Genomic DNA, 25974 nt, shown 5'->3' on the forward strand with positions numbered 1-25974 from the left:
ACGCGGCCACCGGCGCCGGGCCGCCCCGGTGGGGCCCGCCGGCCGCGGGCGCCCACCGGGCGAGCCGTTCGGACCCGATCAGACCCGATCCGCGGCGATAAGCAGGTACTGGAAGCTCCCGCTGCGGTACGCCGTGAGGAACGCCTCCTCGATCCCGGTGGCCACCGAGGACTTGGCCCGCAGCTCCCAGTACGGGATCGTCGCCTCGGTCAGGTCGATGACCTGCGCGGGCACCAGCCGGTTCGCGACCATCTCCTTGAAGTACGTCGACCGCGGGTGGACGTTGCAGATGTAGTGCGCGTTGATCTGGCTGACGGCGCGGGACGGCAGCCCGTAGGCGTCGTTGTAGCAGCCGGTGATGGTGACGTACCGGCCGCCGCGCGAGAGCAGCCGCGCGTGCTCCTTGAAGAGCTGCGCCAACTCCACGTACATCGTGCTCTCGTTGTTCCAGATCCCGCGGAACGCACCCGTCTCGAAGCCCGTGTCGAGCATGTTCTTCAGGTGGAACCGCACCGCGCTCCCCAGCCCGCGGCGCTGCACCTGGTCGTTGGCGAAGGAGACCTGCGACTGCGAGATCGAGATGCCGTCGACGCGGCAGCCGAATCGTTCGTGCGCCATGAAGCTCGTGCCGCCGCGGCCGGAGCCGGCGTCCAGCAGCCGGGCGCCGGGGTCGGGCTCGCCGAGGTGGTCCAGCAGGAGGGTGGCCTGCGCGGTCTCCAGGCGGTGCATCTCCGCGATGATCCGCGCTTCCCTGGTCTCCTCCGGGCCCGCCAGCACGGACTGGTCGACCTCGCCGATGCCGTAGTGGTGGTGGTACGTGCCGCTGACGTCGCCGAGCTTGAGGTTGACCGGGTCCTTCTCCCGGTTCCAGTAGTCGGCGATGGAGTGCTGGTACGGGCTGCTGAGGACGTTCGTGTCGGCGGCTGCCGCCATGGTCGTTCTCCTTCTGAGGGCGTGCTGAGCGTGCTGAAGCTGCTGAGGCGTGGTGGTCGGGTACGTGCGGATGCGGGACGCGTATGCCCGTCAGGCGGTCCTGCGGGTGCGTCGGGGGGATGGACGGGCCGGTTCGGCATGGCCGGCCCGGCGGTCCGGACCGGCGGGCGGGTGGGCCCGGCAGGTCAGGCGGTCTGGTAGCGCGCGCTGGTGGCGTGCCACTCCTTGCAGCCGCCCATCCATGCCCAGACTCCGGCCAGGAAGCGGCCGAGGTGCGGGGAGCCGGCGGCGGTCAGCGCCGCGGCCTCCATCTCGTAGGTGTGCATCAGCTCGTCGTGGATCAGGGCCGTCCGGTCCACGGCCTCCTGGAGGGTGCAGCCTTCTTCGGCGGCGATCAGGTTGGGCAGGTTGGTGTCCGTGGGGTCTTCCTTTCCCATCGAGTACAGGTCGTTGAGGAGCACGCTGGCGGTGCCGGCGTAGAGGTACGTGCGGCGGACCCGGGCGTCGGCGAACTCGTCGGGCGGCAGCTCGTACCCGCTGACGGGGTCCACGAGGACCATGCAGGGGAAGAACGCGTTCTCGTAGCGGTGGAGCAGGTACTCCCACACCGCGGGGGTGCGCGCCGAGGAGCGCCACTCGGCCTCCTGGCCGTACCCGACGAACATGACGGCCAACTCGTGCCGCAGCCGGGCGACCTGGGTGGGGCTCGCGTACCGCGAGAGGTGCGCTAGGGCGGAGCGGAACGCGCGCAGCACCGGCTCGCGCTGGACGGTCTCCTCGAACTGCGGCATGTAGCGCGCGGGCAGCCGTACGGGGTCGATGACGGCGTGCGCCAGCGCCATCCGTTCGCCGAGCAGGGCGGGATCCGGGTCCTCGCCCTCGTCCACCCAGTGGTCGTCGACGGACCACTCGGACAGGCCGCACTTGGCGGCGGCCAGCAGCCGGTCGGGGTCGTCGCAGTCGGGGTGCGCGAGCATGAAGAGGCGGCCGAACTGGTGGGAGCGCAGGCGCTCGATGCGGCCGGTGAAGATGCCGATCTCTTCCGCCCACGCGACCAGCCGCTCGTTGACCTCCTCGCCGAGCGCGGGGTCGTTGCGCAGGGCGTCGGGGCAGTACAGCGGCGGGATCCGCAGGCCGCCGCGCTCGCCGCCGCCGCCGGCCGGGGGCGCGGTGCCGGTCTCCGGCCCCGCGGCCGAGCCGATGTCGGTATCGGGCTCGGCCGCCGGTGCCGGTTCGGGTCCGGACCTCGTACGGGCAGGGGGCTCCGCCTCAGGCGGCGGGACGGCCCCCGGCAGGTACCCGGCGAGCGGGTGCGCGGCGGCGGTGCCGAGGCCGGTGGGGCCGAGGGGGAGGAGGGCGCGGAGTGCTTCTGCGGGTGCTCCGGTCATGCGCGGCACCCGGCCTCCGCGGAGGCCGGCGAGGAGATCGTCATACTTCGACGCTAGGCATCTGTGCCGAGTGCGGCAATCGCTCGAAAGAGTAGGCATAAAAGGGGGATTGGCCGGTTGGGGGTCCCCTCGCGAAGTCGACGGGTGAAACGGTTGCGTTTCACCCGGTCGCGATCTAGCGTGGGCGGTACGAAACGGTTCCGTACGAAAAGGATCGCCTGTCATGCCCGGCAGACCCGTCGGCCAGCTCCCCGGCCAGACCTCCGACGCCCGGATCCGCCGGCCCCGCATGACCCCCGAGCGTGAGCGTGAGCTGCTCGAAGCGGTGCTGGGCGTGCTGCGCGAGTCGGGGTACGAGGCGCTGTCGATGGACCTCGTCGCGACCCGCGCGCGATGCAGCAAGGCGACCCTGTACCGGCAGTGGCACAGCAAGGCGGAGATGGTCGTCGCCGCGATGATCGCCAACCGGCCCGTGGACCCCGGCGCCGTCGACACCGGTTCCCTGCGCGGTGATCTGATCAGCCTCGTCGAAGAGTTGTCCACCACCGCCGAGAAGGACACGGCGCTGATCGCGGCGATACACCACGCCGCGCTCACCGACGGGGACCTGGCCGCGACGCTGCACGCGTCCCTCGCGGACTACGAGGTGACGCACCTGTGCGGCCTGCTCGACCGCGCGGTGGCGCGCGGCGAGCTGCCGGGGCAGCCGGGTGCGGCGGAGTTCCTGCCGCAGTTGCTGTTCGGCGCGGTCGTCATACGCCCGCTGATCGACGGGACGTTCGCCGATTCCGCGTATCTCGCCCGGTTCGTCGACCTCGTGGTGCTGCCGGCGCTGCGTCACTCCTGAGCCGTACGCCCTTCACCACCCTCGCCGGTCACTCCGGTCACTCCGGCCACCGTGCGCCCGCCTCGCGGGCGGCGCCGCCGGGCCCGGGCCCGTACCCCGACGGCCTCATACCCCTACGCCGTACCCGTACGAGCCGCATCCGGTCCTCCGAGCATCCGACCCCCCACACGGAGCCCGCCATGTCCCGTACCGACGCCGAAGCCGGCAGCGGTCCCGTCGGCGAACCCGGCCCGCTCGCCGCCGCCGGCACACCCCAGGACGACCGCGCCCACCGCCACCGGTGGCTGATCCTCGGCGTCCTCGGCCTCGCCCAGTTGATGGTCGTCCTCGACGTGACCATCGTGAACATCGCCCTGCCGTCCGCCCAGTCCGACCTCGGCTTCACCAACGGCGACCGGCAGTGGGTCGTCACCGCGTACTCGCTGGCCTTCGGCAGCCTCCTGCTCCTCGGCGGCCGCATCGCCGACCTCGTCGGCCGCAAGGTCACCTTCCTGGTCGGTCTCGTCGGCTTCGCCGCCGCGTCCGCCGTGGCCGGCGCCTCGGTGAGCTTCGACATGCTCATCCTCGCCCGCGCCCTCCAGGGCGCCTTCGGCGCGCTCCTCGCCCCGTCCGCGCTGTCGCTGCTGACGACGACGTTCACCGACCCGGGCGAGCGGGCGAAGGCGTTCAGCGTCTACGGCGCCGTGTCCGGCGCGGGCGGCGCCATCGGCCTGCTGCTGGGCGGGGTGCTCACCGAGTACCTGGACTGGCGCTGGACGCTGTACGTGAACGTGGTCCTCGCCGTCGTCGCCTTCGTCTTCGCCTCCGCGCTGCTGACCCATACGGCACGGGACCGGAGCGTCACGCTCGACGTGCCCGGCACGGCCCTGGTCACCGTCGGCCTGTTCTGCGTCGTCTACGGCTTCTCCAACGCCGAGCACCAGGACTGGGGCGCGCCGGCGACCTGGGGGCTGCTGATCGCCGGCGGCGTGCTGCTCACGGTGTTCGCCTGGTGGTCGACCCGCAGCCGGCACCCCCTGCTGCCCACGCGCATCGTCACCGACCGCAACCGCGGCGCGTCCTACCTCGGCATGCTGATCTCCGCGGGCGGGATGTTCGGCGTCTTCCTGTTCCTCACGTACTTCCTGCAGACGGGTCTCGACTACACGCCGATCGACTCCGGCGTCGCCTTTCTGCCGATGGTCGGCGGCCTGGTGATCGCCGCGACACTGGCCACCAACTTCCTCGTACCGCGCATCGGGCCGCGGCTGGTGGTGCCCCCGGGCATGGCGATCTCGGCGGTCGGCCTGGTGTGGATGACGAGGCTGGACCTGAGCAGTTCGTACGCGGTGCACATCCTGCCGATGACCGTGATGGTGGGCTTCGGCCTGGGGCTGGTCGTGGCGACGGCGATGAGCCTGGGCACGCTGGGCGTCTCCGTGCACGACGCGGGCGTGGCCTCCGCGACGGTCAACGCCATGCAGCAGGTCGGCGGCTCCATCGGCATCGCCCTGCTCAACACCGTCTCCGCCAGCGCCGCCGCGAGCTACGTCGCCGGGCGCAACCCGAGGGATCCGGCGGTGAAGGCGCAGGCGGCGCTGGAGAGTTACCACACCGCGTTCTGGTGGTCGGCGGGGTTCTTCGCCGCCGGCGCCCTGGTGACCCTGTTCCTGTACCGGCGGGGCGCGCCCAAGGAGCTGAAGGGCGGGGCACCCACGATCCACATGTGAGCCCCGCCCGCGCCCTCACACGACGAGCAGCGACTTGCCCACCGTCGCCCGCCGGGCGAGCGAGGCGTGCGCGTCCTCGGCGCGCGCGAGCGGGTGGGTCGCGCCGATCACCGGCCTGATGCGGCCCGCGGCGGCGAGGTCCAGGGCCTCGACGAGCGCGGCCCGCGAGACGGCGGCGGGCGGCGGGCCGCCCTCCAGGAGGTTGGTCACCCGTACGTCCCGCTCCGCGGCCGCGCGCGGGTCGATCTCGGCGAAGCAGCCGTCCGACGTCCCGTACGTCACGAACCTGCCGCCCCGCGCCACCGTACGGAACGCCGCCCGGCCCAGCTCGCCCCCGGCGCCGTCGAAGGCCAGGTCGACGCCGTCCCCGCCGGCGGCCTCGCGGACCCGGTCCTGCCAGCCGTCCTCGGAGTAGTCGACGGCGTGCTCCGCGCCCAGCTCGCGGGCGAGCGCGAGCTTGCGCTCGCCGCGCGCCGCCGCGATGACGCGCGCCCCCGCGTCGCGCGCCAGTTGCAGCACCAGCGACCCCGCCCCGCCGGCCGCCGCCGTCACGAGCACCGTCTCGCCCTCCCGGGGCTGCCCGGCGCGGGCGAGGCGCACGGCGGTGGTGCCGTCGTGCAGCAGCGCCGCCGCCTCGGCCGTGCCGAGCGCGTCGGGGACGGCGGCGATCTCCGCCACCTCGGCGACGACCTGCTCCGCGTACCCGGCGGACGCCGGGGCGGCCACGCGCCGCCCGGTCCACGCCGTGTCGACCCCCTCCCCGACGGCCAGCACGGTCCCCGCGCCGCCCTGGCCCGGCACGTACGGCGGTCGCACCGGGAAGATCTCGCCGCCCCAGCCGCCGCGCAGCAGGGTGTCCAGGTAGATGACGTCGGCCACCTCCAGCCCCACGACGACCTGCCCCGTCCCGGCCACCGGCTCGGGCACCTCCGCCGGCACCAGCACCTCGGGCCCGCCGAACTCCCGTACCTCGATCGCACGCACCGCGACCACGCTCCTGTCTTGATCGACTCGACGCGGCCAAACGTAGAAGTTCAACGAAGGTTCAGGTCAAGCGACGCCCGCCACCAGTCGCCGCGATTGCCGTGCGGCAGCCGGCCTCCCCCTGCCGGCGGCCGTACGGGACGCCCGCCGGCGGGGGAGGGGGCCGGGAAGGCCGGATCAATGTGCCCTAGTCGTGCTGCCGTTCGCCCTCCGGGGACCGCTGCTGGGGCATGGTGGTCCTTACCGAGTCCAGGATGGCCAGTCCCTGGCCGACCAGGCCGGCCGTGAGCTCGCCGAGCCCGTCGGCCCCGTTGAGCACGTTGATGTTCGCGCCCTGGAGGCCGGCCGCGGCCCGTTCGACGATCTTCGGGAGCTGGTCGATCAACTGCTGGTCCAGCGCCACCCTGTCGTACGAGGACGCCGCCTCGGCCTGGATCTTCATCCGTTCCGCCTCGGCGAGGGCCAGCACCCGCACCCGCTCGGCCTCCGCCTCGGCCGGCTTGACCACCTCCGCCTGCAACTCCTGCTGGCGGAGCTGGGCCGCGCGCTCGGCCAGCTCGGTCTGCGCGGCGAGCACGTCCTGCTGCGCGTGCGCCTGGGCCAGCGGCCCGGCCTGCGCCGCCTCCGCCTCGACCCGGCTGACCTCGGCCTTGTACTGCGCCCGCACCATGGCGGTCTCCCTGGCGTACTCGGCCTGCTTCCGGGCGGACTCCTGCTCCGCCTCGGACGCCCTCTGCGCCGCCTGCGCCTCGGCGATCTTCGCCTCGCGCTGGATGGCCGCCTGATGGGGCGCCGACATCGCCTTGATGTAGCCGGTGTCGCCGTCGTCGATCGACTGGATCTGGAACGAGTCGACGATCAGGCCGATCCGGCCCATCTCGCTCTTGGAGGTCTCCACCACCTCGGAGGCGAGCTTCTGCCGCTCCGTGACGATCTCCTCGACCGTCATCGAGCCGATGATGGCGCGCAGGTGGCCGGCGAAGATCCGCCCGGTCAGCACCGACATCTCCTTCTGCTCGGAGAGGAAGCGCTGCCCGGCGTTGACGATGCTCTCGATGTCGTTGCCGACCTTGAAGGCGATCACGGACCGCACGGTCAGCGGGATGCCCTGCCTGGTCACGCAGTACTCGGCGACCTCCGACTCGTGCATCGCCAGCGACAGGAAGCGGGTCTTGCGGAAGATCGGTAACACGAACCTGCCGTGCCCGACGACGACGCGGAACGGTGCGCCGTCCCGCCGGCGCCTGCCGCCCGACACGAGCATGGCCTGGTCGGGGGCCGGAACGCGATAGCCGAACATGCTTACCTCCTCACTCCACGGGACCGATGCCGCCGGTCAGCTCGTCCAACGGATCGGCCCACGCGATCACGGTGACCTGGCGACCGCCGCAGTACTCGGTGACGAGCACCTCCGCCCCTTGCGGCAACGGCTCGGCGGACCGGGCGAGAAAGGTCTCGGTGCCACCCCTGACCCGCACCAGCACCTCGCCGGGGCCCGCGGACCCGCGGGTGGGGATGACGAGAACGCCCAGACAGCCGATCACGGCGTCGTCAGGCACCATCGATGGATCCCCCTCCATCACCCTGCTCGCGACGTTCATGCGTACCCTACTCACGACGACGGTCGCTCAATCTTGGTTTCGCCTCCCCGGGAGGGGGCCCAGCGGTTTCGCGCTTCGGTGTCAGCCGGGGCCCGTAGGCTGGCCCCATGGCGAAGAGTGGCGAGGCGGCATCCGCGGCGGGGGGCCGCGCGGTGGTGCGCAAGGCGAAACCGGCGCCGACGCGGACGGGGCTGGTGCGGCAGGCGCGGCGGATCTACCGCGAGCTGGCCGAGGTGTATCCGTACGCGCACCCGGAGCTGGACTTCGAGGACCCGTATCAGTTGCTCATCGCCACGGTGCTCTCCGCGCAGACCACCGACCTGCGGGTGAACCAGACGACGCCGGCCCTCTTCGCGAAGTACCCGACGCCGGAGGACCTGGCCGCGGCCAACCCCGAGGAGGTCGAGGAGCTGATCCGGCCCACCGGGTTCTTCCGCGCCAAGACCAAGTCGATCATGGGTCTTTCGCAGGCCCTTCGGGACGACTTCGGCGGCGAGGTCCCGGGCAATCTGAAGGACCTGGTCAAGCTGCCAGGCGTGGGCCGCAAGACGGCGTTCGTCGTGCTCGGCAACGCTTTCGGGGTCCCCGGTATCACGGTCGACACGCACTTCGCACGGCTGGTGCGGCGCTGGAAGTGGACCGAGCAGACCGACCCCGACAAGATCGAGCAGGAGGTCGGGTCCCTCTTCCCGAAGAAGGACTGGACGATGCTCTCGCACTACGTGATCTTCCACGGCCGGCGCATCTGCCATTCCCGCAAGCCCGCCTGCGGCGCCTGCCCCATCGCCCCGCTCTGCCCGGCGTACGGGGAGGGGGAGACGGATCCGGAGAAGGCGCAGAAGCTGCTGAAGTACGAGAAGGGCGGCATGCCCGGGCAGCGCCTCAAGCCCCCGCCGGACTACCCCGGGAAGCCCGCGCCCCCGCTGGGAGCCGCATGACGCGATCTCGCGGGACGCCCGGCGGGCCGGGCGGCGGCGCGGCGTCGGGTGCGGCGCGCGGCACGGCGGACGAGGCGGCGCCCGGAGCTTCGGCGCGGGCGGCGGCGGGTGAGGCGCGCGGTGAAGCGGACGGGGGCGCGCACGGCGCCCCGAGCGCCGCGGACGGGCCCGCCGAAGCCGCGGATTCCGCTTGTACGCCCGTGGGTCGAACGCCCGTATCCCAGGCGCCCGACTCCCCCGCGCCCGGGTCGGGTACGCCCGGGTCCCGTACCCGCGCGTCCCGTACGCCCGCGGCTGCGTCCCGTACGTCCGCGGCCCGGCCGCCCGTGGCCGTCAGCGACGCCGGGCTGCCCGGCTGGCTGGCGCCGGTCGCCGACGCGGCCCGTACCGTACGGCCGGAAGAGCTGAGCCGCTTCCTCCCGCCCGACGGCGACGGTGGCCGGCCCGCCGCCGTGCTCGTCCTCTTCGGCGACGGTGAGGACGGCCCCGAACTGCTCCTCACCGAGCGCGCCCATTCCCTCCGCTCGCACGCCGGCCAGCCCTCCTTCCCCGGCGGCTCCCTCGACCCGGAGGACGGCGACCCCGCGGGTGAAGGGCCGCTGCGCGCCGCGCTGCGCGAGGCGCAGGAGGAGACGGGGCTCGACCCGGCGGGCGTGCAGGTGTTCTCCGTGCTGCCCCGGCTCTACATCCCCGTCAGCGGCTTCGTCGTCTCGCCCGTGCTCGGCTGGTGGCGCGAGCCCAGCCCCGTCGGCGTCGTCGATCCGGCCGAGACGGCGCGGGTGTTCAGCGTCACCGTGGCGGATCTCACCGACCCGGCGAACCGCGCCATGGCCGTCCATCCGCGCGGCCACCTCGGCCCCGCGTTCCTCGTCTGCTCCGCGCTGGTCTGGGGTTTCACCGCCGGCGTCATCGACCGCATCCTGCACCTGGCCGGGTGGGAGCGCCCGTGGGATCGCGACCGCCGGGTGCCGCTGGACTGGCACGCATGAGACGGTGACCGGGTGAACGTGCTGGACATCCTGCTGGTGGCGGCCGCCGTGTGGTTCGCCGTGGTCGGCTATCGCCAGGGCTTCGTGGTCGGTGTCCTGTCCGTGTGCGGCTTCGTCGGCGGCGGGCTGCTGGCCATCTATCTGCTGCCCGTCATCTGGGACTTGGTGACCGACGGCGCCACGCTCGGCCCGACGGCGGCGTTCGGCGCCATCGTCCTCGTCCTCATAGCGGCCTCGGTGGGCCAGGGACTCACCACCCACCTCGGCAACCAACTGCGGCAGTACATCACCTGGTCGCCTGCCCGCTCCCTCGACGCCACCGGCGGCGCGCTGGTCAACGTCGTGGCGCTGCTCCTCGTCGCCTGGCTGCTCGGCACGGCGCTGGCGTCGACGACGCTGCCGACCGTCGCCCGCGAGGTGCGCGCGTCGAAGGTGCTCAACGGCGTGGCCGAGGTGATGCCGAAGAGCGCCGACACCTGGTTCGGCGAGTTCAGTTCCGTGCTGTCGGAGAACCGCTTCCCGCAGGTCTTCGCGCCGTTCCAGAGCGAGCAGATCACCAACGTGCCGGCGCCCGACCCCGCGCTGGTCAGCAGCCCGGTGGTCGAGCAGGCCCGGAAGAGCATCGTCAAGGTCGTCGGCACGGCGCAGTCCTGCGGCAAGGTGCTGGAGGGCACCGGGTTCGTCTTCGCGCCGCAGCGCGTGATGACCAACGCCCACGTCGTCGGCGGCGTCGACGAGCCCACCGTGCAGATCGGCGGCGAGGGCCGGCTCTACGACGGCGAGGTCGTGCTCTACGACTGGGAGCGGGACGTCGCCGTGCTGGAGGTGCCCGGGCTGGACGCCCCCGCGCTGCCGTTCGACCAGGACGACGCGACCCGCGGCGACGACGCCATCGTCGCCGGCTTCCCGGAGAACGGCGGCTTCGACGTACGGGCGGCGCGCGTGCGCGACCGTATAACGGCCAACGGCCCGGACATCTACCGCCGCGGCACCGTCAACCGCGACGTCCTGTCCCTCTTCACCCTCGTCCGCCAGGGCAACTCGGGCGGTCCGCTGCTCACTCCCGAGGGCGCCGTCGTGGGCGTCATCTTCGCCAGGTCCATGGACGACAAGGACACGGGCTACGCGCTGACGGTCGACGAGGTCCGCGACGACATCGAGCGCGGGCGCTCGGCGTCGCAGCGCGTGGACAGCGACAGTTGCGCCATGTGAGCGCGGGGGAGCCGGGGGCTGAGCCCCCGGAATCCTCGTCGGGACCTGCCCCGGCGGGCCGTTCAGTGCACGCGCTGCTCAGTGCACGCGCCGCAACCGGGCGCTCATCCAGCGGGCCCGGCGGCGGAGAATGTGCGGGATCCCCAGACGGAGGTCCACTTCGCGATGCGCCGAGGCGCCCCGGAGCGGTCTGGCGTCCGGGGTGGTGGCGCGGTGGGTTCCTACGTCGTTGTAGTCATGCGTCCAACCCATACCCCGGATCCTCCCCCCGCCGGGCGGCCGGTAATCGCCCTTTCCGTGGCCCATCGGCCTATGCAGGGTGCAATTGACGTGTCCAGTTCCAGCGTCGGCTGCGCCGGGTGCTGGTCACCGAGGTGGCGGCGGGTGCCGTAAGTGCGGTGGACCGGCCGGTGAGCTGCGCGGGATCAGCGGTCGGGCTCGGGATCCTGTAGCCAGTTGACGAGTTCGGTCGTGAACGCGACCGGGTCCTCCTCGTGCGGGAAGTGCCCGAGACCGTCGAAAAGGCGCCACCGGTAGGGCGCTTCCACGTACGCGACGGATCCGGCCGCGCTGCGCGTACGCATCACCGGATCGAGGGATCCGTGCACATGCAGCACCGGCACCCGCACCGGCAGCTTCATCCGGCGGTAGAACTGTATGCCGTCGGGCCGCCCCAGCGACCGTACGAGCCAGCGGTAGGGCTCCACCGAGCAGTGCGCCGTGGAGGGCACGGTCATCGCGCGCCGGTAGACCTGCAGCGCCTTGTCGTCCGGCTGCCGCGGCCCCGACCAGTCGCGGATCAGCCGGCCGACCAACGCGGCGTCGTCGGCGACGAGTTGCCGCTCGGGCAGCCAGGGGCGCTGGGCGCTCCAGACGAAGGAGCCCGCGGCGCTCTGCCGCGGGTCGGTGAGCATCGCGGAGCGCCAGCGGCGCGGGTGCGGCATCGAGGCGACGGTCAGCCGGCGGATCAGCTTGGGCCGCATCACGGCCGCGGTCCAGGCGAGATAGCCGCCGAGGTCGTGGCCGACGAGCGCCGCGTCCGGCTCGCCGAGCGAGCGGATCACGCCGGTGACGTCGAGGGCGAGGTTCGCGGGGTCGTAGCCGCGGGGCGTACGGTCGCTGCCGCCCACGCCGCGCAGGTCCATCGCCACCGCGCGGTAGCCGGCCTCGGCGAGCGCAGGCAGTTGGTGCCGCCAGGTCCACCAGAACTGCGGGAAACCGTGCAGCAGCAGCACCAGCGGCCCTTCGCCCATCTCCACGATGTGGAAGCGGGCGCCGTTCGCCGCGACGTCCCTGTGGGTCCAGGGACCTTCGAGGTGGACTGCCGGGTCGACTGGCGACGGTGCCGTCATGACTCCGAGCGTGCCACGCCCGCGGCCGGCTTGCGTCGGTCCGCCGGATGACTTCGGCCGCGCAGGGAGTCGGAGATGACGGTGGCGGTCTCCTTGGTGGAGTTCATCGCGCGCTCGGGCTTGCGCATCTGGCGCATCTTGGCGATGCCCCAGACGGCGGCGAGCGCGCCGAGGAGCACGTGGACGCCGAAGACGATGAGGAACGACCAGGCGAGGTGGAGGCCCAGGGCGTGCAGCCCGTACGCGGCGGCGAAGCTGAGCACCGGGATGCCGAAGAGGACGAGGACGGCGGCGATGCCGAGGGCGGCGCCGCCCGCGCCCGCGCGCTTGATGTCCTCCCGGGTCTCGGCCTTGAGCAGGGCGATCTCGTCGTGGAGCAGCGCGCTCAGATTCGTGGTGGCGGTCGAGACGAGCTGCCCCAGGCTCTGCTGCGTGTCGAGGTGGGCGTCGTCGCCGGGCTCCGGGCCCGCGCCGTCCTTCGCCGTGCCGGCCTTCGCCGTCGTGACTTTCGCCGTGGTGCTCGCGTCCGCGGCCGTCCGGCTACCTGCCGCACCGTTGCCGGCTGCGCTCATCGTCCGTCCCTTCGCCGCCTGAGGTCACATCATGCCCGACGGTCACCCTGCTCGCCGGGCGGGTGCCGCATTTCGGCACGCCTCCGGTGTTCCGCGGCCTTTGCCTCGTAGATCGCGGCCATCCGGAGGTGGTACCCGGGATCCTCCTGCTGGTACATGTCCGGGATGCCGTCCATGTCCTCGTCGCGCTCGTCCTCCTCGGCGATCGCCTTGTAGCGATTGTCGCGGATCTTGAGCATCACGCACGCGAGCACGGCGGCGATGAACGAGCCCGTCAGCACCGCGGCCTTGGTCTCCTCGGCGAGGCCGGGGTCGTCGGTGAAGGCAAGCTCGCTGATGAGCAGCGAGACGGTGAAGCCGATGCCGGCCAGTGTCGCGACGGCGAACACGTCGGGCCATCTCAGCGCCGGGTTCAGCTCCGCCCGGGTGAAGCGGGCGGCGAGCCAGGAGCCGAGTGAGATGCCGACGACCTTGCCGAGGACGAGGCCGAGTACGACGCCCAGCGGCTCGGGATCGGTGAACACGCCGCCCAGCGAGTCGGCGTTCACGGCCACGCCGGCGGCGAAGAAGGCGAAGACGGGCACGGCGAGCCCGGCGGAGAGCGGGCGCATCTGGTGCTCGATGCGCTCGCCCGGCGACCGCTCTTCGCCCGGTCGGGTGGTGACGCGCAGCATCAGGCCCATGGCGACGCCCGCGATGGTGGCATGCACGCCGCTGGCGTGCATGAGGGCCCAGATGACCAGGGCCAGCGGCAGGTACACGTACCAGCCGCGTACGTCACGACGCTGGAGGAACCAGAAGAGGACGAGGCCGCCAAGGGCGAAACCGAGGGCGACGAGGTTGATGCCGGAGGTGTAGAAGATCGCGATGATCAGGATCGCGAAGAGGTCGTCGACGACGGCCAGCGTCAGCAGGAAGGCGCGCAGCGCGGAGGGGAGGTTGCTGCCGATGACCGCGAGCACGGCGAGGGCGAACGCGATGTCGGTGGCGGTGGGGATCGCCCAGCCGCCGAGGTCGCCGCGGCCGGCGTTGACGGCGACGTAGAAGAGGGCGGGGGCGGCCATGCCGCAGAGTGCGGCGACGATCGGCAGCGCAGCCGCCCGCGGGTCCTTCAGCTCGCCGTCGATCAGCTCGCGCTTGAGCTCGACGCCGACGACGAAGAAGAAGATCGTCAGCAGCCCGTCCTTGGCCCAGTGCGCGAGATCGAGGCGGAGGTCGAGTGCCGAGGGGCCGAAGGTGAAGCCCTTGATGTCCTCGTACGTGCCGCTCAGCGCGCTGTTCGCGAAGACGAGGGCGATGACGGCCGCGGCCAGCAGAATCAGTCCGCCGACGGTCTCCGTACGCAGCGCCTCGGTGAGGAACTTGCTCTCTTTGAGGGACGGTCTGCGCAGGAACTGGGACTGCTGCGGGCGCTGGGGCTCGGTCACGACGGGCCCTCCCGGGCGGTGGACGGCAGATACACGAGTGCTGTGTGCCGACCAGACTTCCCGGCGCGCCTCAGGGTTTTATCGCTCTCTTTACGTGTCTCCGCCACCCTACAGGGCGGCACCGGCCGATCAACCAGGGGTCAGATTACGGGCCAAAAGGGAGATACGGCGCGGCGGGGCCGCCGGCGGCGGGGTGTCCCCCGCCGCCGGCACCGCTCACCGCGGGCCCGGTCTCAGTCCTCCGAGGCCGCGCTCGGCAGCTTCGCCTGGATGAGGTCCATGACCGTGGTGTCCGTCAGCGTCGTGACGTCGCCCATCTCGCGGTTCTCCGCGACGTCCCGCAGCAGCCGGCGCATGATCTTGCCCGAGCGGGTCTTGGGCAGCTCCGCGACCGGCAGGATCCGCTTGGGCTTGGCGATCGGGCCCAGAGCCTTCGCCACGTGCGCCCGCAGCTCCTCCACCAGCCCGTCCGCCTCCTCCGCGCCGCCGCGCAGGATCACGAAGGCGACGATGGCCTGCGTGGTCTGCGGGTCGGTGGCGCCGACGACGGCCGCCTCGGCGACCTTCGGGTGCGAGACGAGGGCGGACTCCACCTCGGTGGTGGAGATGTTGTGCCCGGAGACGAGCATGACGTCGTCCACCCGGCCCAGCAGCCAGATGTCGCCGTCGTCGTCCTTCTTCGCGCCGTCACCCGCGAAGTACCGCCCCTCGAAGCGGGACCAGTACGTGTCCTTGTAACGCTGGTCGTCGCCCCAGATCGTGCGCAGCATCGACGGCCACGGCTCCGTGAGGACCAGATAGCCGCCCGAGCCGTCGGGTACCTCGCGCGCCTCGTCGTCCACGACGGTGGCCGCGATGCCGGGCAGCGCCACCTGCGCCGAGCCGGGCTTGGTGCTCGTCACCCCGGGCAGCGGGCTGATCATGATGCCGCCCGTCTCGGTCTGCCACCAGGTGTCCACCACCGGCGTGCGGCCGGCGCCGATGTGGTCCCGGTACCAGATCCATGCCTCGGGGTTGATCGGCTCGCCGACCGAGCCGAGCAGCCGCAGGCTGCTCAGGTCGAACTTCGCCGGGATGGCGTCGCCCCACTTCATGCAGGCGCGGATCGCGGTGGGCGCGGTGTAGAAGATCGAGACCTTGTACTTCTGGACGACCTCCCACCAGCGGCCCTGGTGCGGGGTGTCGGGCGTGCCCTCGTAGAGCACCTGGGTGGCGCCGTTGGAGAGCGGGCCGTACACGATGTACGAGTGGCCGGTGACCCAGCCGACGTCGGCCGTGCACCAGAACACGTCGGTCTCGGGCTTGAGGTCGAAGACGGCGTGGTGGGTGTAGGACACCTGGGTGAGGTAGCCACCGGTGGTGTGCAGGATGCCCTTGGGCTTACCCGTCGTGCCCGAGGTGTAGAGGATGAAGAGCGGGTGCTCCGCGGGGAACGCCTCGGGGGTGTGCGTGTCCTCCTGCCGGTCCACGACATCGTGCCACCACACGTCGCGCCCCTCGGTCCAGGCCACGTCCTGGCCCGTACGGCGGACCACCAGGACGCTGCGCACCCGGTCGCTGCGCTCCACCGCGTCGTCCACCGCGGGCTTGAGCGCGGTCGGCTTGCCGCGCCGGTACCCGCCGTCGGCCGTGATGACCACGTGCGCGTCCGCGTCGGCGATCCGGGTGGCGAGCGCGTCGGCGGAGAAGCCGCCGAAGACCACCGAGTGGGGTGCGCCGACGCGGGCGCAGGCCAGCATGGCGACGACGGTCTCCGGGATCATCGGCATGTAGATGGCGACCCGGTCGCCGGTCTGCACGCCCAGCTCCGTCAGTGCGTTGGCCGCCTTGGCGACGTCCCGCTGCAACTCCGCGTAGGTGATCGAGCGGGAGTCGCCCGGCTCGCCCTCGAAGTGGATCGCGACGCGGTCGCCGAGGCCGGCCTCGACGTGCCGGTCCACGCAGTTGTACGCCACGTTGAGCGAGCCGTCCTCGAACCACTTCGCGAACGGCGGGTTCGACCAGTCGAGCGTCTTCGTGGGCTCGGTGGCCCAACTGAGCCTCCGGGCCTGCTCCGCCCAGAAGCCCAGCCGGTCCGCACGTGCCTGCTCGTACGCCTCCGCCGTGACGTTCGCGTGCGCGGCCAGCTCGGCTGGCGGCTCGAACCGGCGCTCCTCCTTGAGCAGGTTGGCCAGGCTTTCGTTGCTCACGCCATCTCCCTTTTCCAGGATGTCCGCCTCAGTCCCGGGCCTAGCTCATCAGGAGTGGGGAGGGCGTGACAAGGGCCTGGGGATAAAATGGTTTAGACCTGTGGGTACCCGCAGGCGCCGTGTGCTAACGGACATCGGCCGCGGCACGCTCCGGCAGCCCTGCGGGCCCGGGGCGTACGGCCGTGAAGTCGCCCTGCTCTCCCAGGACATAAGCCTGCGCCTCGCCGACGTGGAAGTACATGCCGTGCAGGCTCAACGAACCGTCAGCCAGCCGGCGGCGTACACACGGGTGCCTGCGCAGATGGTCCAACTGCTGCGCCACATTGGCCAGGCTCACCCGCTCGGCGTCGTCCGCGTACGGCCGGGAGACGATCGGGGGGCCGCCGGCCCTCGCCCGCGCCAGACTGGGCAGCCCGTGCCGCAGCCAGCGCCGCAGCGGCGTGGGCGGTACGCCGGCGGCGGTGCCTGCGACGTCGCCGTGGGCGGCCTCCTCGTCGAGCAGCGCCTGCATCGCGCCGCAGCCGGAGTGCCCGCACACCGTGATCGACTCGACCCGCAGCACCTCGACCGCGAACTCGATCGCCGCCGCGACGGAGTCGTCGGGCAGGGCGGCGCCGGCGGCGTCCTGGCGGGTGCCGGCCGTGGCCGTCCCCCCGTCCGCGTCGCTCACGGAGACCGTGCCGCTCCCGGGCCCGTCCGGCAGCGGTACCAGGTTGCCCACGTTCCGTACGGTGAACAGATCGCCCGGCCCGCTCGACGTGATCATGCTGGTGACCACCCGGGAGTCCGCGCACGTCAGAAAGAGCTGGGTGGGCCGCTGCCCCTCGCGGGCCAGCCGCGCCAGCTCCTCGCGCACCCGCGGCGCGGTGTTGCGCTGGAAGTTGCTGATCCCGCTGAGCAGCCGGTGCGCCGGGGCGGGCCGCTCCGGTGTCGTGACGCAGCAGTGGTTGCGCCACGGCGTCCAGGGGTGGCAGTGGTGCGCGGTGGCCGGCTCGGCGATGCGCCGGCCGGTGGCGGAGACCAGCTCCGCGGCGCCGCCGTGCGCGACGTGCGCCTGCCTCCACTCCTGCAGCGTCTCGTACGCCGCGTGGTCCATGAACGAGCCGGTCAGCTCCACCTCCACCGCCGCCCCCGGCGGCACCTGCGCGAGCACCCGGCTCAGCCGCGGGACGGCAAGGAAGGTGAGCTGCCCGCGCACCCGCACGTCGTACGCGTCCTCCGCCGCCCCCGGGTCCGCACCCGGGTCCGCCCCCGGCGCCGCACCTCCGCCGCGCCGCTCCAGCGTCACCCGCGTACGGGACAGCCGGTGCAGCGACATCGCCACCGCCACCGCGATCCCCACGGCGACGCCCTCCAGCACGCCCAGCGCCACGACGCCGGCCACGGTCGCCGCGTAGACGAGCACCTCCCGGTGCCGCCGCACCGACCGTACGTGGCTGATCTTCACCATCTGGATGCCGACGACCATCACCAGCGCCCCCAGCGCCGCCAGCGGGATCAGCTCCAGCATCCCCACCAGCAGCAGCGACGCCAGCACCACCCACACACCGTGCAGCACCGCGGAGCCGCGACTGACCGCCCCCGCCGCGACGTTCGCGGAACTGCGCACCGCGACCCCCGTGATGGGCAGCCCGCCGAGCAGCCCCGCGACGAAGTTGCCGGCGCCCTGGGCGCGCAGCTCCCGGTCGAGGTCGGCGCGCGCTACGGGGTGCCGGTCGCCCCTTGCCACCACCAGCTTGTCGACGGCCACCGCGGACAGCAGCGACTCCACGCTGGCCACGACCGTGATCGTCAGCACCGCGGCCACCAGCCCCAGCACCGGCCCGTCGGGCATCCCCGCGAGCGCGTGGCTGCTCCACGAGGGCAGGTCGACGCGCGGCAGGTGCAGCCCGGTGAGCGAGGCGAAGCCGGTCGCGAGCACGATGGCGGCCAGCGCCCCCGGGAGGTACCGCAGGGGACCGGTGCCCCGCCCGCGCAGCCAGGGCCAGCCCAGCAGCACGACGATGACGACGGCGCTCACCGACACGGCGGCCAGGTCCAGGCCGGCGAACTGGCCGGGCAGCGCCAGGGTGTTGTCGACCGGCGAGCTCTGCGGACTGCCGCCCAGGACGATGTGCAACTGGGCCAGCGCGATGGTCGCGCCGATGCCCGCGAGCATGCCGTGCACGATTGCCGGGCTGACCGCCAGCGCCGACCGGGCCACCCTGAGCGAGCCGAGTGCGAGCTGCGCGAGCCCCGCGAAGGCGGTGATGGCGCAGGTGGCGCGCCAGCCGTACTGCTGGATGAGGTCGGCCGTGACCACGGTCAGCCCGGCGGCGGGCCCGCTGACCTGGAGCGGTGCTCCGCTGATCAGACCGACGACGATGCCGCCCACGGCGGCGGACAGCAGCCCTGCCTGCAGCGGGGCGCCGGTCGCGAGCGCGATGCCCAGGGAGAGCGGCAGCGCGATGAGGAAGACGGTCACGGAGGCGGAGAGGTCCGCGACGAGGGTCCGCCGGGGAGCGGTGTGTTCGGGGGGCGCGGCGGGTCCGGGGACTGCGGCGTGCTCGGCGTGCTCGGCGGTCTTCGCGGGTTCGGGGTCTGCCGTGTGTTCCGGGTCGTGTTCCGGTTCGTGTTCCGGATCCTTCGCGCGCTCGGCGGAAGGGCTTCCCAGGGGCGTCGGGCGTCCTGCGGGCATGTGGCGTCTCCTCGAGGTGGAGGGGGCGTCTTGCAGCACGGGCACACGGGTTACGTCACTCAGTGTGACGGTTCGGTGACCCTCAAGGGCGAGTAAATGAATCGTAATGCCACGTAAAGAGTCCGCGAAGCATTTTGCGCCGGTCGGACCACTTCTCCCATCCATCGAGTGAATACAGAGAGATAATCTGAATTCCCGGTTATCCCTCTTTCCGAGCGTGCGTCGAGGAATCGCGCGTGCATTCGGCCATTCGAGTCAGCGCGTCCCTGGCGACGCCGGGAAGAGGTGGGAGCTTTGTTCGGAACATGGCGGGCGACCGTGGGAATCTGCGGCGTCCTCGCACTGGGGGGAGTGGCGGTCGCGAGCTGTTCTCCCGGGACCGGATCGGACGGCGATCCGCAGCGCTCGGGGAGCGGCGGCGCGGCGGACGACGCACCCGGCAAGGGCCGGCCGATGAAGCTCATCGGCGACGGCTCCACTGCCTACACCGGCAGCCAGCCCAACCAGCCCAAGGTCAGCCGGATGTCGGCCGGCGCCAAGCCGCCGCAGTTCGTCGTCTTCTCCTGGGACGGCGCCGGCGAGGACGGCCAGCGGCTCTTCTCCCACTTCCGCAAGGTGGCGCGGGAGAACGACGCGGCCATGACGTACTTCCTCAGCGGCGTCTACGTCCTGCCCCGGGACAAGCGCATGGAGTACGAGCCCCCCGGCCACGCCCGCGGCGCCTCCGACATCGGCTACCTGGACGGGGAGGAGGTCGGCGCCACCCTGGAGCAGGTACGCGGCGCCTGGCTGGAGGGCAGCGAGATCGGCACCCACTTCAACGGCCACTTCTGCGGCCGTACGGGCGTCGCGGGCTGGTCGAAGGAGGACTGGAAGAGCGAGATCGCGCAGGCCAAGCAGTTCGTGCAGCGCTGGAAGACGAACACCGGCCGGAAGAAGGCGGATCCCCTTCCCTTCGACTACGACAAGGAGCTGGTCGGCGGTCGCGCCCCCTGCCTGGAGGGGCAGAAGAACCTCATGAAGGCGTCGAAGGAGATGGGTTTCCGGTATGACACCAGCGGTGTCAGCAGCCAGGTGTGGCCCAAGAAGAAGGAGGGCATCTGGGACCTGTCGTTGCAGGAGGTCCCCTTCCCGGGCCGCGCCTTCGAAGTCGTGAGCATGGACTACAACTTCATGGCCAACCAGTCGGGCACCGCCTATGCGCCCGCCGCCCAGCACGCCGCCTTCGAACGGCAGATGCGCGAGGGGCTACTGGCCGGTTTCGAGCGGGCGTACACGACCAACCGCGCGCCGCTCGTCATCGGAAACCACTTCGAGAGCTGGAACGGCGGCGCGTACATGCGCGCCGTAGAGGACACCATCAAGACCGTCTGCCCCAAGAAGGACGTGCACTGCGTCTCCTTCCGGCAGTTGGTGGACTGGCTGGACGCGCAGGACCCGGCGTCGCTCGCCAGGCTGCGCACGCTGGACGTGGGCGAGCAGCCGGCGAAGGGCTGGGAGAAGTTCCTGGCGAAGGGCGCCAAGGACGCCAAGGGCGCGAAGCGGGGGAGCGCGCAGCGCGCCGAGCCGGCGGGGTCCGGGCAGAAGGACCACGCCGGCACCGAGGACGCCAAGGAGGGTCAGGCGGGCTGAGGGGCCGCGGCCGCGCTCCGTACGGCCGGCAGGGGCTCCGGGGGCGCGGTCTCGCCCAGGACGAAGCCGGGGTCGATCTGGTCCGTCAGATCGGCCCCGGTCTTCGCGTTGCCCCAGCTCTCCGCGTTCTTCCGGTGGAAGTGCACCATCTGGTCGGTGTACCGCGCCCAGTCGCGGCGCTCGTACGACGCGTCCACGGCCCCGTACATCTCCCGCAGCACCTGCGCCGCCGGCTCCTCCAACATCGCGAACGCCGGCGGGCGGCCCTTCTCCATCGACCGCACCCAGTCGGAGTGCGGGAACGCGGCCAGCAGGTCGGCGCCCACCTCCGCGCGCAGGAACTCCAGATCCTCCGGGCCCTGCACCTTGTTGCCGACGACGCGCAGCGCGACGTCGAAGTCGCGGGCGTACTCCTTGTACTGGCGGTAGACGGAGACGCCCTTGCGGGTCGGCTCGGCGACGAGGAACGTCATGTCGAAGCGCGTGAACATACCCGAGGCGAAGGAGTCGCTGCCCGCCGTCATGTCGACGACGACGTACTCCTCGCGCCCGTCGACCAGGTGGTTGAGGCACATCTCCACCGCGCCGGTCTTGGAGTGGTAGCAGGCGACGCCGAGGTCGGCCTCGGTGAACGGGCCGGTGACCATGAGGCGTACGGAGCCGTTGTCCAACCGCACGGGCCGGGCGCAGGCGGCGTACACCGGATTGTCCCCGGTGACCGTGAGCAGGCGGGAACCCGTGCCCGGGGGTGTGGTCTTGATCATGCCGGCGGCGTCCGCGATCCGCGGGTTGGCGCCGCGCAGGTGCTCCTTGATGTGCGGGAGGTGCGCGCCCAGCGCGGGCAGCCGGGCGGCCTCCTCCTCGTCGAGCCCGAGTGCGGCGCCCAGGTGCTGGTTGATGTCCGCGTCGACGGCGAGCACGGGGCGGCCGGTGCCGGCGAGATGCCGGACGAAGAGGGACGACAGGGTGGTCTTGCCGCTGCCGCCCTTTCCCACGAAAGCGATCTTCATGTTCAGAAACGGTAGCGGGATCTTGCCCCGCGGTCAGGGAAAGGGCCCCACAAGTCCACCCCATCGGGTTGCGTAGTCTCGTACGCATGACGAGCGTGACCGACCCGCTGGCGGCCCTGAGCACCCTCCCGGGAGTCGAGGAGGCGGTGTCCTCTGTAAGGAGGGCGGTCGATCGCGTCTACGGGCACCGGGTCATGCGGCGGCGCAGCAACGAGGTGTCGGCGGAGGCGGCGCTGCGCGGGGCACGGGCCTCGGCGGCGCTGTCGGGGGCGGACTGGGCGCTGGAGGAGGTGCGGCGGCGCAGTGACTTCTCCGGCGCGGGGGAGCCGCGGACGGTCGGCGGGGCGCTGCGGGCGAACGCGGAGGCGGGGCAACTGCTGAGTACCTGGCGGCAGTCGCCGATGCAGGTGCTGGCGCGGCTGCACGTGGTGGCGTCGGGGGGTGCCGCGGACTCCTCCGAGGGGGATGCCGGCGAGGCGGTGGGGCGGCCACGGCTGGCGGGCGAGGCCGTCGCGGAGCCGGGTGCGGTGCTGCCGTCGCCGCTGCCGGACGCCGAGGAGGCCGCGGCGCGGCTGGACGCGCTGGCGGCCCTGGTCGTCGCGGGCTCGTCCGCGCCCGCGCTGGTCATGGCGGCGGTGGTGCACGGCGAGTTGCTGACGCTGCGCCCGTTCCGTACCGGCAACGGGCTGGTCGCCCGGGCCGCCGAGCGGATCGTGCTCGTCGGCAGCGGGCTGGACCCGAAGGCGGTCTGCCCGGCCGAGGTAGGGCACGCCGAGCAGGGGCGCGGGGCGTACGAGACGGCGCTCACGGGCTACGCGAGCGGGACGCCGGAGGGCGTCGGGGGGTGGATCGCGCACTGCGGCAGGGCCGTCGAACTGGGGGCGCGGGAGAGCACGGCGGTGTGCGAGGCGCTGCAGCGGGGGGCGGCGTAGCCGCGGTGCGCGGGGGTTCTGCGGGCCCGTAGGCACAGAGTTGCGGCGGTGCCCTGGGGCACCGCCGCTGTCTCATGTCGGCCGGGCTACCAGTGCGTGCAGAGTTCTTTGCCCATCAGGCCCGGCACCCGTCCGTTGCCTGGTGTGGCGATCCCTATTCGAGGGATCGGCGTCGCGTGGGTTCCCGACTTCCATGTGCGGTCCGCGGGGCCGTTGTTGCTGGGAGATCCTCCTCGGATGCCCTGGCTTCGCGGGCCGCAATTCCTTTGTACTCCTGTCCGCGGGGAGAGGGAAGCCCAGCGAGCAGATATTTACTTTCGCCTGCAAAAGTTGGCAAAGGTTAATTATCGGGCGAAGCGGATGGTGTGCAGGTCGGGGCGGGTTTCCGGCGCCTCAGGCGGCCTGGAGGCGGCGGCGGTACGCGTACCAGACGACCCCCGCCGCGGTCGCCGCCGCCAGCCCCGCGGCGGCCGCGGCGAGCACCGGCCGGGAGGGCAGCGAGAACTGCGGCAGCCGCTGCTTCAGCCGTACGGGACGGGCGAACGACAGCACCGGCCAGTCGCGCTGCTCCGCCTCGCGGCGCAGCGCCCGGTCGGGGTTGACGGCGTAGGGGTGGCCGACGGTCTCCAGGAGGGGTACGTCCGTGATCGAGTCGCTGTACGCGTACGAGCGCGCGAGGTCGTAGCCCTCGGCGTCGGCCAGCTCGCGTACGGCCTCCGCCTTGGCGGGCCCGTAGGCGTAGTAGTCGATCTCGCCGGTGTAGCGGCCGTCCTCGACGACCATGCGGGTGGCGATCGCGCGGTCCGCGCCGAGCAGCTCGCCGATGGGCTCGACGACCTCGGCACCCGAGCTGCTGACGATGACGACGTCGCGGCCGGCGAGGTGGTGGTCCTCGATGAGGGAGGCGGCCTCGTCGTAGATGATCGGGTCGATGAGGTCGTGGAGGGTCTCGGCCACGATGTCGCTCACCTGGGCCACGTTCCAGCCGCGGCAGAGGTTGGAGAGGTAGGCGCGCATGCGCTCGGTCTGCTCGTGGTCGGCCCCGCCCAGGAGGTAGATGAACTGCGAGTAGGCGGATCGGAGCACAGCCCTCCGGTTGATCAGCCCACCGTGGTAGAAGGACCGGCTGAAGGTCAGGGTGCTCGACTTCGCAATGACCGTCTTGTCCAGATCGAAGAAGGCGGCCGTCCTGGGCAACGAGTGGTTTTCCACGAGTGCGAGCATAGGCGCCCACCATTCGGCGTAAGGTGTGGCGCGTGGGTTTGCCTGAGAAGGCTCTCGGGTACACCATGGAAGTCACGGATCGTTCGCGACCGTGCTAACCCGGACCGGCTCCTCCCCCCCGAGTCGGCCGTGGGGACGACCCCCGCTCTCCCCCCGGCGGGGGTCGTCGCATGTCCGGACTCCGGATTTTTCGATTTTTCTCCGACCGCGTCGGATCTTCTTCCGCTCTTCCCGGTCGCTCCTTGCTTCAGGCGGTCCTTCGGGCTGTCTTCGTCGTCTTCGTGGAACTAGACGCATCACCGTGGGTAACCGTTGCCCTGGATCGGCACGCTCCCCCGATCGGGTGACGGAGTTGTCCACAACTGGCGGGTTATCCCCAGATCCTGACCAAGATCCACGAGGGGTGGGGCGCCGGGGGCACGGTGGGGCCGGAAGCGGGCCGGATGCTGTCGCGGAGGGCGGCGGCGCGGGCCGAGGCGGACGGCGTGCCGGGTGGTGCGGCGGGTGAATCGGGGGAGGCGGCGTGATGAGCCGGGTGTGGAGCGGTGGGCTGCTGGACGGCGGGCTATGGGGCGGCGCGGGCGGGCGGCCGCGGGGCGGCGGGCTCGTGCGGGCCGGGGTTACGGGGCCGGGGGCTGTGGCTCGCGGGGTTTCCGTACGTCGCTCGCCGGTGCGCGGGGCCGGGGTGCGGGTCGCCTGGGGGCCCCGGGCCGGTGGGTCCGGGCCCGGGGCTGGAGGGCGGACGGGCGGTGCCGGTGGCTCGTCCGGGGGTGAGGGGAGCGCGTCCGCCGGTGCCGGCGACGGTGCCGGGGGGCGGCCGCTGGTCGTCACGGAGGACGAGGACCTTCTCGACGACCTGCTGCGCCTCTGCGCCGCGGCGGGCACGCAGGCGGAGGTCTCGCACGCGCCGGGCCGGCAGGACTGGGGCGCGGCGCCGCTGGTGCTGGTCGGGGACGACAGCGCCGGGCGGCTGGCGGCGGGGCGGGCCCGGCGGGACGGGGTGGTGCTCGTCGGCCGGGATCAGGACGACCCGGGGGTGTGGGAGCGGGCGGTCGCGGTCGGGGCGGAGCAGGTGGTCGTGCTGCCGGACGGCGAGACGGCGCTGGTGGACCGGATCGCCGACGCCGCGGAGGGAGTCGGCGCGCAGGCCCGCACGGTCGGCGTCGTCGGCGGCCGGGGCGGTGCCGGGGCGTCCACGCTGGCCTGCGCGCTTGCGGTGACCGCGGCGCGGGCCGGGCGGCGCACGGTGCTGGTCGACGCGGATCCGCTGGGCGGCGGGCTCGATGTGCTGCTCGGCGGTGAGGAGGCGGAGGGGCTGCGCTGGCCGGCCTTCGCTTCGTCGCGGGGGCGGATCGGCGGGGCGGCGCTGGAGGAGTCGCTGCCGCGGCTCCATGGCCTGCGGCTGCTGAGCTGGGACCGTGGCGGCGGCGAGGCGGGGGCGGCGCCGGTGGCGCCGGAGGCGATGCGCTCGGTGCTGGCGGCGGCGCGCCGGCGGGGCGGGGTGGTCGTGGTCGACCTGCCGCGGCGGGTGGACGAGCCGGTGGCGGAGGCCTTGGCCCAGGTGGACGTGGGGCTGCTGGTGGTGCCGGCGGAGCTGCGCGCGGTCGCGGCGGCGCACCGGGTGGCGGACGCGGTGCGGATGGTGCTGGGCGATCTGCGGGTGGTGGTCCGGGGCCCGACGCGGGGCGGGTTGATGGCAGAGGACGTTGCCGAGCTGCTGCGCCTCCCGCTGGCGGGTGAACTCCCGGCGGATCCTGGCCTGTCGCAGGCCGCCGAGACCGGCGCGCCGCCGCCGGGCAGCCGCCCGCGTACGCCGCTGTCCCGCTTCTGCACGGACTTCTGGGCCCGGGCCCTGCCGGGTGCGAGCACGGAGGGGGCGGCGGTATGAGGCGCACGGAACCGGCGGCGGAGGAGCGGGTCACGGTGTCGGGGTGGACCCTGCCGCGGTGCGGCCGAGGCGGTGCGGAGGAGGCGGCAACCGCGGTGGCCCGTACGGCCCGCGGGGACGACGCCGAGCCGGAGCCGGCCTTGGCGGAGTGCGGTCCGGACGCCCCGGGGGCGGCCGGTGCGGCTTTCGCGGCGCCTGGGCGCGGGGTGTGGCCGGGCTCGCTGCTGGCGGTGTACGGCTCGGGTGGCGGACCGGCGGCAACTGCTCCGGCTCGTACGGCTGGTGAGAACGAGGTGCCGCGGGGGCGGACCCGGTGGGGGTATGGCTCCCCGGCCTCCGAGGGAGACGGGCGGCCGGGCTGGGGCCCGGAGTCCGCCTCTGCCGGTGCCGGGACGGACCCGGTGGCCGTCCGCGAGGCGGAACTCCCCGATTCCGTAGCCGGCTACGTCCGCTCGCCCCGGCGGTCCGGC

Annotated in this window: 20 protein-coding genes; 8 read left to right on the plus strand and 12 right to left on the minus strand. The window is 72.6% G+C overall.

Annotated features, from left to right (window positions below; all coding sequences use genetic code 11):
- Positions 1-78: 78 nt before the first annotated feature.
- Positions 79-933: a geranyl diphosphate 2-C-methyltransferase gene (locus tag CXR04_RS19870; protein WP_101423703.1), complete on the minus strand. Its 855-nt coding sequence runs from the start codon at positions 931-933 to the stop codon at positions 79-81.
- Positions 934-1118: 185 nt separating this feature from the next.
- Positions 1119-2321 (minus strand): family 2 encapsulin nanocompartment cargo protein terpene cyclase, encoded by a 1203-nt coding sequence (locus CXR04_RS19875; RefSeq protein WP_101423704.1) that lies wholly within the window; start codon positions 2319-2321, stop codon positions 1119-1121.
- 223 nt (positions 2322-2544) lie between these two features.
- Between CXR04_RS19875 and CXR04_RS19880 the strand changes: the two genes are divergently transcribed.
- Complete coding sequence (locus CXR04_RS19880) at positions 2545-3168, plus strand: TetR/AcrR family transcriptional regulator (RefSeq protein ID WP_101423705.1); 624 nt, start codon at positions 2545-2547, stop codon at positions 3166-3168.
- A 179-nt stretch (positions 3169-3347) separates the two neighbouring features.
- Positions 3348-4877, plus strand: a complete 1530-nt coding sequence (locus tag CXR04_RS19885; protein ID WP_101423706.1) for an MFS transporter — start codon at positions 3348-3350, stop codon at positions 4875-4877.
- Between the two features lie 15 nt (positions 4878-4892).
- On the opposite strand, the gene CXR04_RS19890 is transcribed toward CXR04_RS19885, so the two are convergent.
- The 3 genes from CXR04_RS19890 to CXR04_RS19900 form a co-directional block, all read right to left on the minus strand.
- Complete coding sequence (locus CXR04_RS19890; RefSeq protein WP_234380342.1) at positions 4893-5861, minus strand: zinc-binding dehydrogenase; 969 nt, start codon at positions 5859-5861, stop codon at positions 4893-4895.
- 187 nt (positions 5862-6048) lie between these two features.
- Complete coding sequence (locus CXR04_RS19895) at positions 6049-7161, minus strand: flotillin family protein (RefSeq protein ID WP_101423708.1); 1113 nt, start codon at positions 7159-7161, stop codon at positions 6049-6051.
- Positions 7162-7171: 10 nt separating this feature from the next.
- On the minus strand, positions 7172-7423 hold the full coding sequence (locus CXR04_RS19900) for a hypothetical protein (protein ID WP_101426482.1): 252 nt from the start codon (positions 7421-7423) through the stop codon (positions 7172-7174).
- Positions 7424-7569: 146 nt separating this feature from the next.
- Between CXR04_RS19900 and nth the strand changes: the two genes are divergently transcribed.
- The 3 genes from nth to CXR04_RS19915 all read left to right on the plus strand — a co-directional run bounded on the left by nth (position 7570) and on the right by CXR04_RS19915 (position 10601).
- On the plus strand, positions 7570-8400 hold the full coding sequence (nth, locus tag CXR04_RS19905; RefSeq protein ID WP_101423709.1) for an endonuclease III: 831 nt from the start codon (positions 7570-7572) through the stop codon (positions 8398-8400).
- Positions 8401-8726: 326 nt separating this feature from the next.
- A complete protein-coding gene (locus tag CXR04_RS19910; RefSeq protein WP_101423710.1) occupies positions 8727-9389 on the plus strand; it encodes an NUDIX hydrolase in 663 nt (220 codons plus the stop codon).
- 12 nt (positions 9390-9401) lie between these two features.
- Positions 9402-10601 carry a MarP family serine protease gene (locus CXR04_RS19915; RefSeq protein ID WP_101423711.1) on the plus strand — a complete coding sequence of 400 codons (1200 nt, stop codon included), beginning with the start codon at positions 9402-9404 and terminating at the stop codon, positions 10599-10601.
- Positions 10602-11026: 425 nt separating this feature from the next.
- Here CXR04_RS19915 and CXR04_RS19920 read toward each other — a convergent pair whose 3' ends face one another.
- The 5 genes from CXR04_RS19920 to CXR04_RS19940 form a co-directional block, all read right to left on the minus strand.
- Positions 11027-11953 (minus strand): alpha/beta fold hydrolase, encoded by a 927-nt coding sequence (locus CXR04_RS19920; protein WP_101423712.1) that lies wholly within the window; start codon positions 11951-11953, stop codon positions 11027-11029.
- Positions 11950-12525, minus strand: coding sequence for a phage holin family protein (locus CXR04_RS19925; protein ID WP_267898196.1), 576 nt, complete (start codon positions 12523-12525; stop codon positions 11950-11952). Before CXR04_RS19925 ends, CXR04_RS19920 begins: the two co-directional genes overlap by 4 nt.
- A 29-nt stretch (positions 12526-12554) precedes the next feature.
- On the minus strand, positions 12555-13952 hold the full coding sequence (gene nhaA, locus CXR04_RS19930) for a Na+/H+ antiporter NhaA (RefSeq protein WP_101423713.1): 1398 nt from the start codon (positions 13950-13952) through the stop codon (positions 12555-12557).
- 233 nt (positions 13953-14185) lie between these two features.
- The gene (gene acs / locus CXR04_RS19935; RefSeq protein ID WP_101423714.1) at positions 14186-16141 is read right to left on the minus strand and encodes an acetate--CoA ligase; all 1956 of its coding nucleotides are present in this window, start codon (positions 16139-16141) and stop codon (positions 14186-14188) included.
- A gap of 124 nt (positions 16142-16265) precedes the next feature.
- Complete coding sequence (locus tag CXR04_RS19940) at positions 16266-18818, minus strand: SulP family inorganic anion transporter (protein ID WP_101423715.1); 2553 nt, start codon at positions 18816-18818, stop codon at positions 16266-16268.
- Positions 18819-19271: 453 nt separating this feature from the next.
- Here CXR04_RS19940 and CXR04_RS19945 point away from each other — a divergent pair, with 453 nt between their 5' ends.
- Positions 19272-20450 carry a hypothetical protein gene (locus CXR04_RS19945; RefSeq protein ID WP_101426484.1) on the plus strand — a complete coding sequence of 393 codons (1179 nt, stop codon included), beginning with the start codon at positions 19272-19274 and terminating at the stop codon, positions 20448-20450.
- Here CXR04_RS19945 and CXR04_RS19950 read toward each other — a convergent pair.
- Complete coding sequence (locus CXR04_RS19950; RefSeq protein WP_101423716.1) at positions 20438-21460, minus strand: ATP-binding protein; 1023 nt, start codon at positions 21458-21460, stop codon at positions 20438-20440. The two genes, CXR04_RS19945 and CXR04_RS19950, sit on opposite strands and share 13 nt — an antisense overlap.
- Before the next feature lie 86 nt (positions 21461-21546).
- On the opposite strand from CXR04_RS19950, the gene CXR04_RS19955 reads away from it, so the two are divergent.
- Positions 21547-22392 carry a Fic family protein gene (locus CXR04_RS19955; RefSeq protein WP_101423717.1) on the plus strand — a complete coding sequence of 282 codons (846 nt, stop codon included), beginning with the start codon at positions 21547-21549 and terminating at the stop codon, positions 22390-22392.
- A 393-nt stretch (positions 22393-22785) separates the two neighbouring features.
- Here CXR04_RS19955 and CXR04_RS19960 read toward each other — a convergent pair whose 3' ends face one another.
- The gene (locus CXR04_RS19960; RefSeq protein WP_101423718.1) at positions 22786-23616 is read right to left on the minus strand and encodes an HAD family hydrolase; all 831 of its coding nucleotides are present in this window, start codon (positions 23614-23616) and stop codon (positions 22786-22788) included.
- 535 nt (positions 23617-24151) lie between these two features.
- On the opposite strand from CXR04_RS19960, the gene ssd reads away from it, so the two are divergent.
- Positions 24152-25504 (plus strand): septum site-determining protein Ssd, encoded by a 1353-nt coding sequence (gene ssd / locus CXR04_RS19965; RefSeq protein WP_101426485.1) that lies wholly within the window; start codon positions 24152-24154, stop codon positions 25502-25504.
- Positions 25505-25974 lie beyond the last annotated feature (470 nt).

This window comes from Streptomyces sp. CMB-StM0423 (assembly GCF_002847285.1).
Lineage (GTDB): Bacteria > Actinomycetota > Actinomycetes > Streptomycetales > Streptomycetaceae > Streptomyces.

What these genes read in the sequence shown, in the direction of transcription:
- nth (WP_101423709.1), top strand. Translation starts at nt 7,570, where the DNA reads ATGGCGAAGAGTGGCGAGGCGGCATCCGCGGCGGGGGGCCGCGCGGTG.
- CXR04_RS19920 (WP_101423712.1), bottom strand. Translation starts at nt 11,953, where the DNA reads ATGACGGCACCGTCGCCAGTCGACCCGGCAGTCCACCTCGAAGGTCCC.
- CXR04_RS19900 (WP_101426482.1), bottom strand. Translation starts at nt 7,423, where the DNA reads ATGGTGCCTGACGACGCCGTGATCGGCTGTCTGGGCGTTCTCGTCATC.
- CXR04_RS19945 (WP_101426484.1), top strand. Translation starts at nt 19,272, where the DNA reads ATGAAGCTCATCGGCGACGGCTCCACTGCCTACACCGGCAGCCAGCCC.
- CXR04_RS19950 (WP_101423716.1), bottom strand. Translation starts at nt 21,460, where the DNA reads ATGAAGATCGCTTTCGTGGGAAAGGGCGGCAGCGGCAAGACCACCCTG.
- CXR04_RS19955 (WP_101423717.1), top strand. Translation starts at nt 21,547, where the DNA reads ATGACGAGCGTGACCGACCCGCTGGCGGCCCTGAGCACCCTCCCGGGA.
- CXR04_RS19880 (WP_101423705.1), top strand. Translation starts at nt 2,545, where the DNA reads ATGCCCGGCAGACCCGTCGGCCAGCTCCCCGGCCAGACCTCCGACGCC.
- CXR04_RS19940 (WP_101423715.1), bottom strand. Translation starts at nt 18,818, where the DNA reads ATGCCCGCAGGACGCCCGACGCCCCTGGGAAGCCCTTCCGCCGAGCGC.
- CXR04_RS19960 (WP_101423718.1), bottom strand. Translation starts at nt 23,616, where the DNA reads ATGCTCGCACTCGTGGAAAACCACTCGTTGCCCAGGACGGCCGCCTTC.
- CXR04_RS19895 (WP_101423708.1), bottom strand. Translation starts at nt 7,161, where the DNA reads ATGTTCGGCTATCGCGTTCCGGCCCCCGACCAGGCCATGCTCGTGTCG.
- CXR04_RS19875 (WP_101423704.1), bottom strand. Translation starts at nt 2,321, where the DNA reads ATGACCGGAGCACCCGCAGAAGCACTCCGCGCCCTCCTCCCCCTCGGC.
- CXR04_RS19870 (WP_101423703.1), bottom strand. Translation starts at nt 933, where the DNA reads ATGGCGGCAGCCGCCGACACGAACGTCCTCAGCAGCCCGTACCAGCAC.
- CXR04_RS19885 (WP_101423706.1), top strand. Translation starts at nt 3,348, where the DNA reads ATGTCCCGTACCGACGCCGAAGCCGGCAGCGGTCCCGTCGGCGAACCC.
- CXR04_RS19925 (WP_267898196.1), bottom strand. Translation starts at nt 12,525, where the DNA reads ATGAGCGCAGCCGGCAACGGTGCGGCAGGTAGCCGGACGGCCGCGGAC.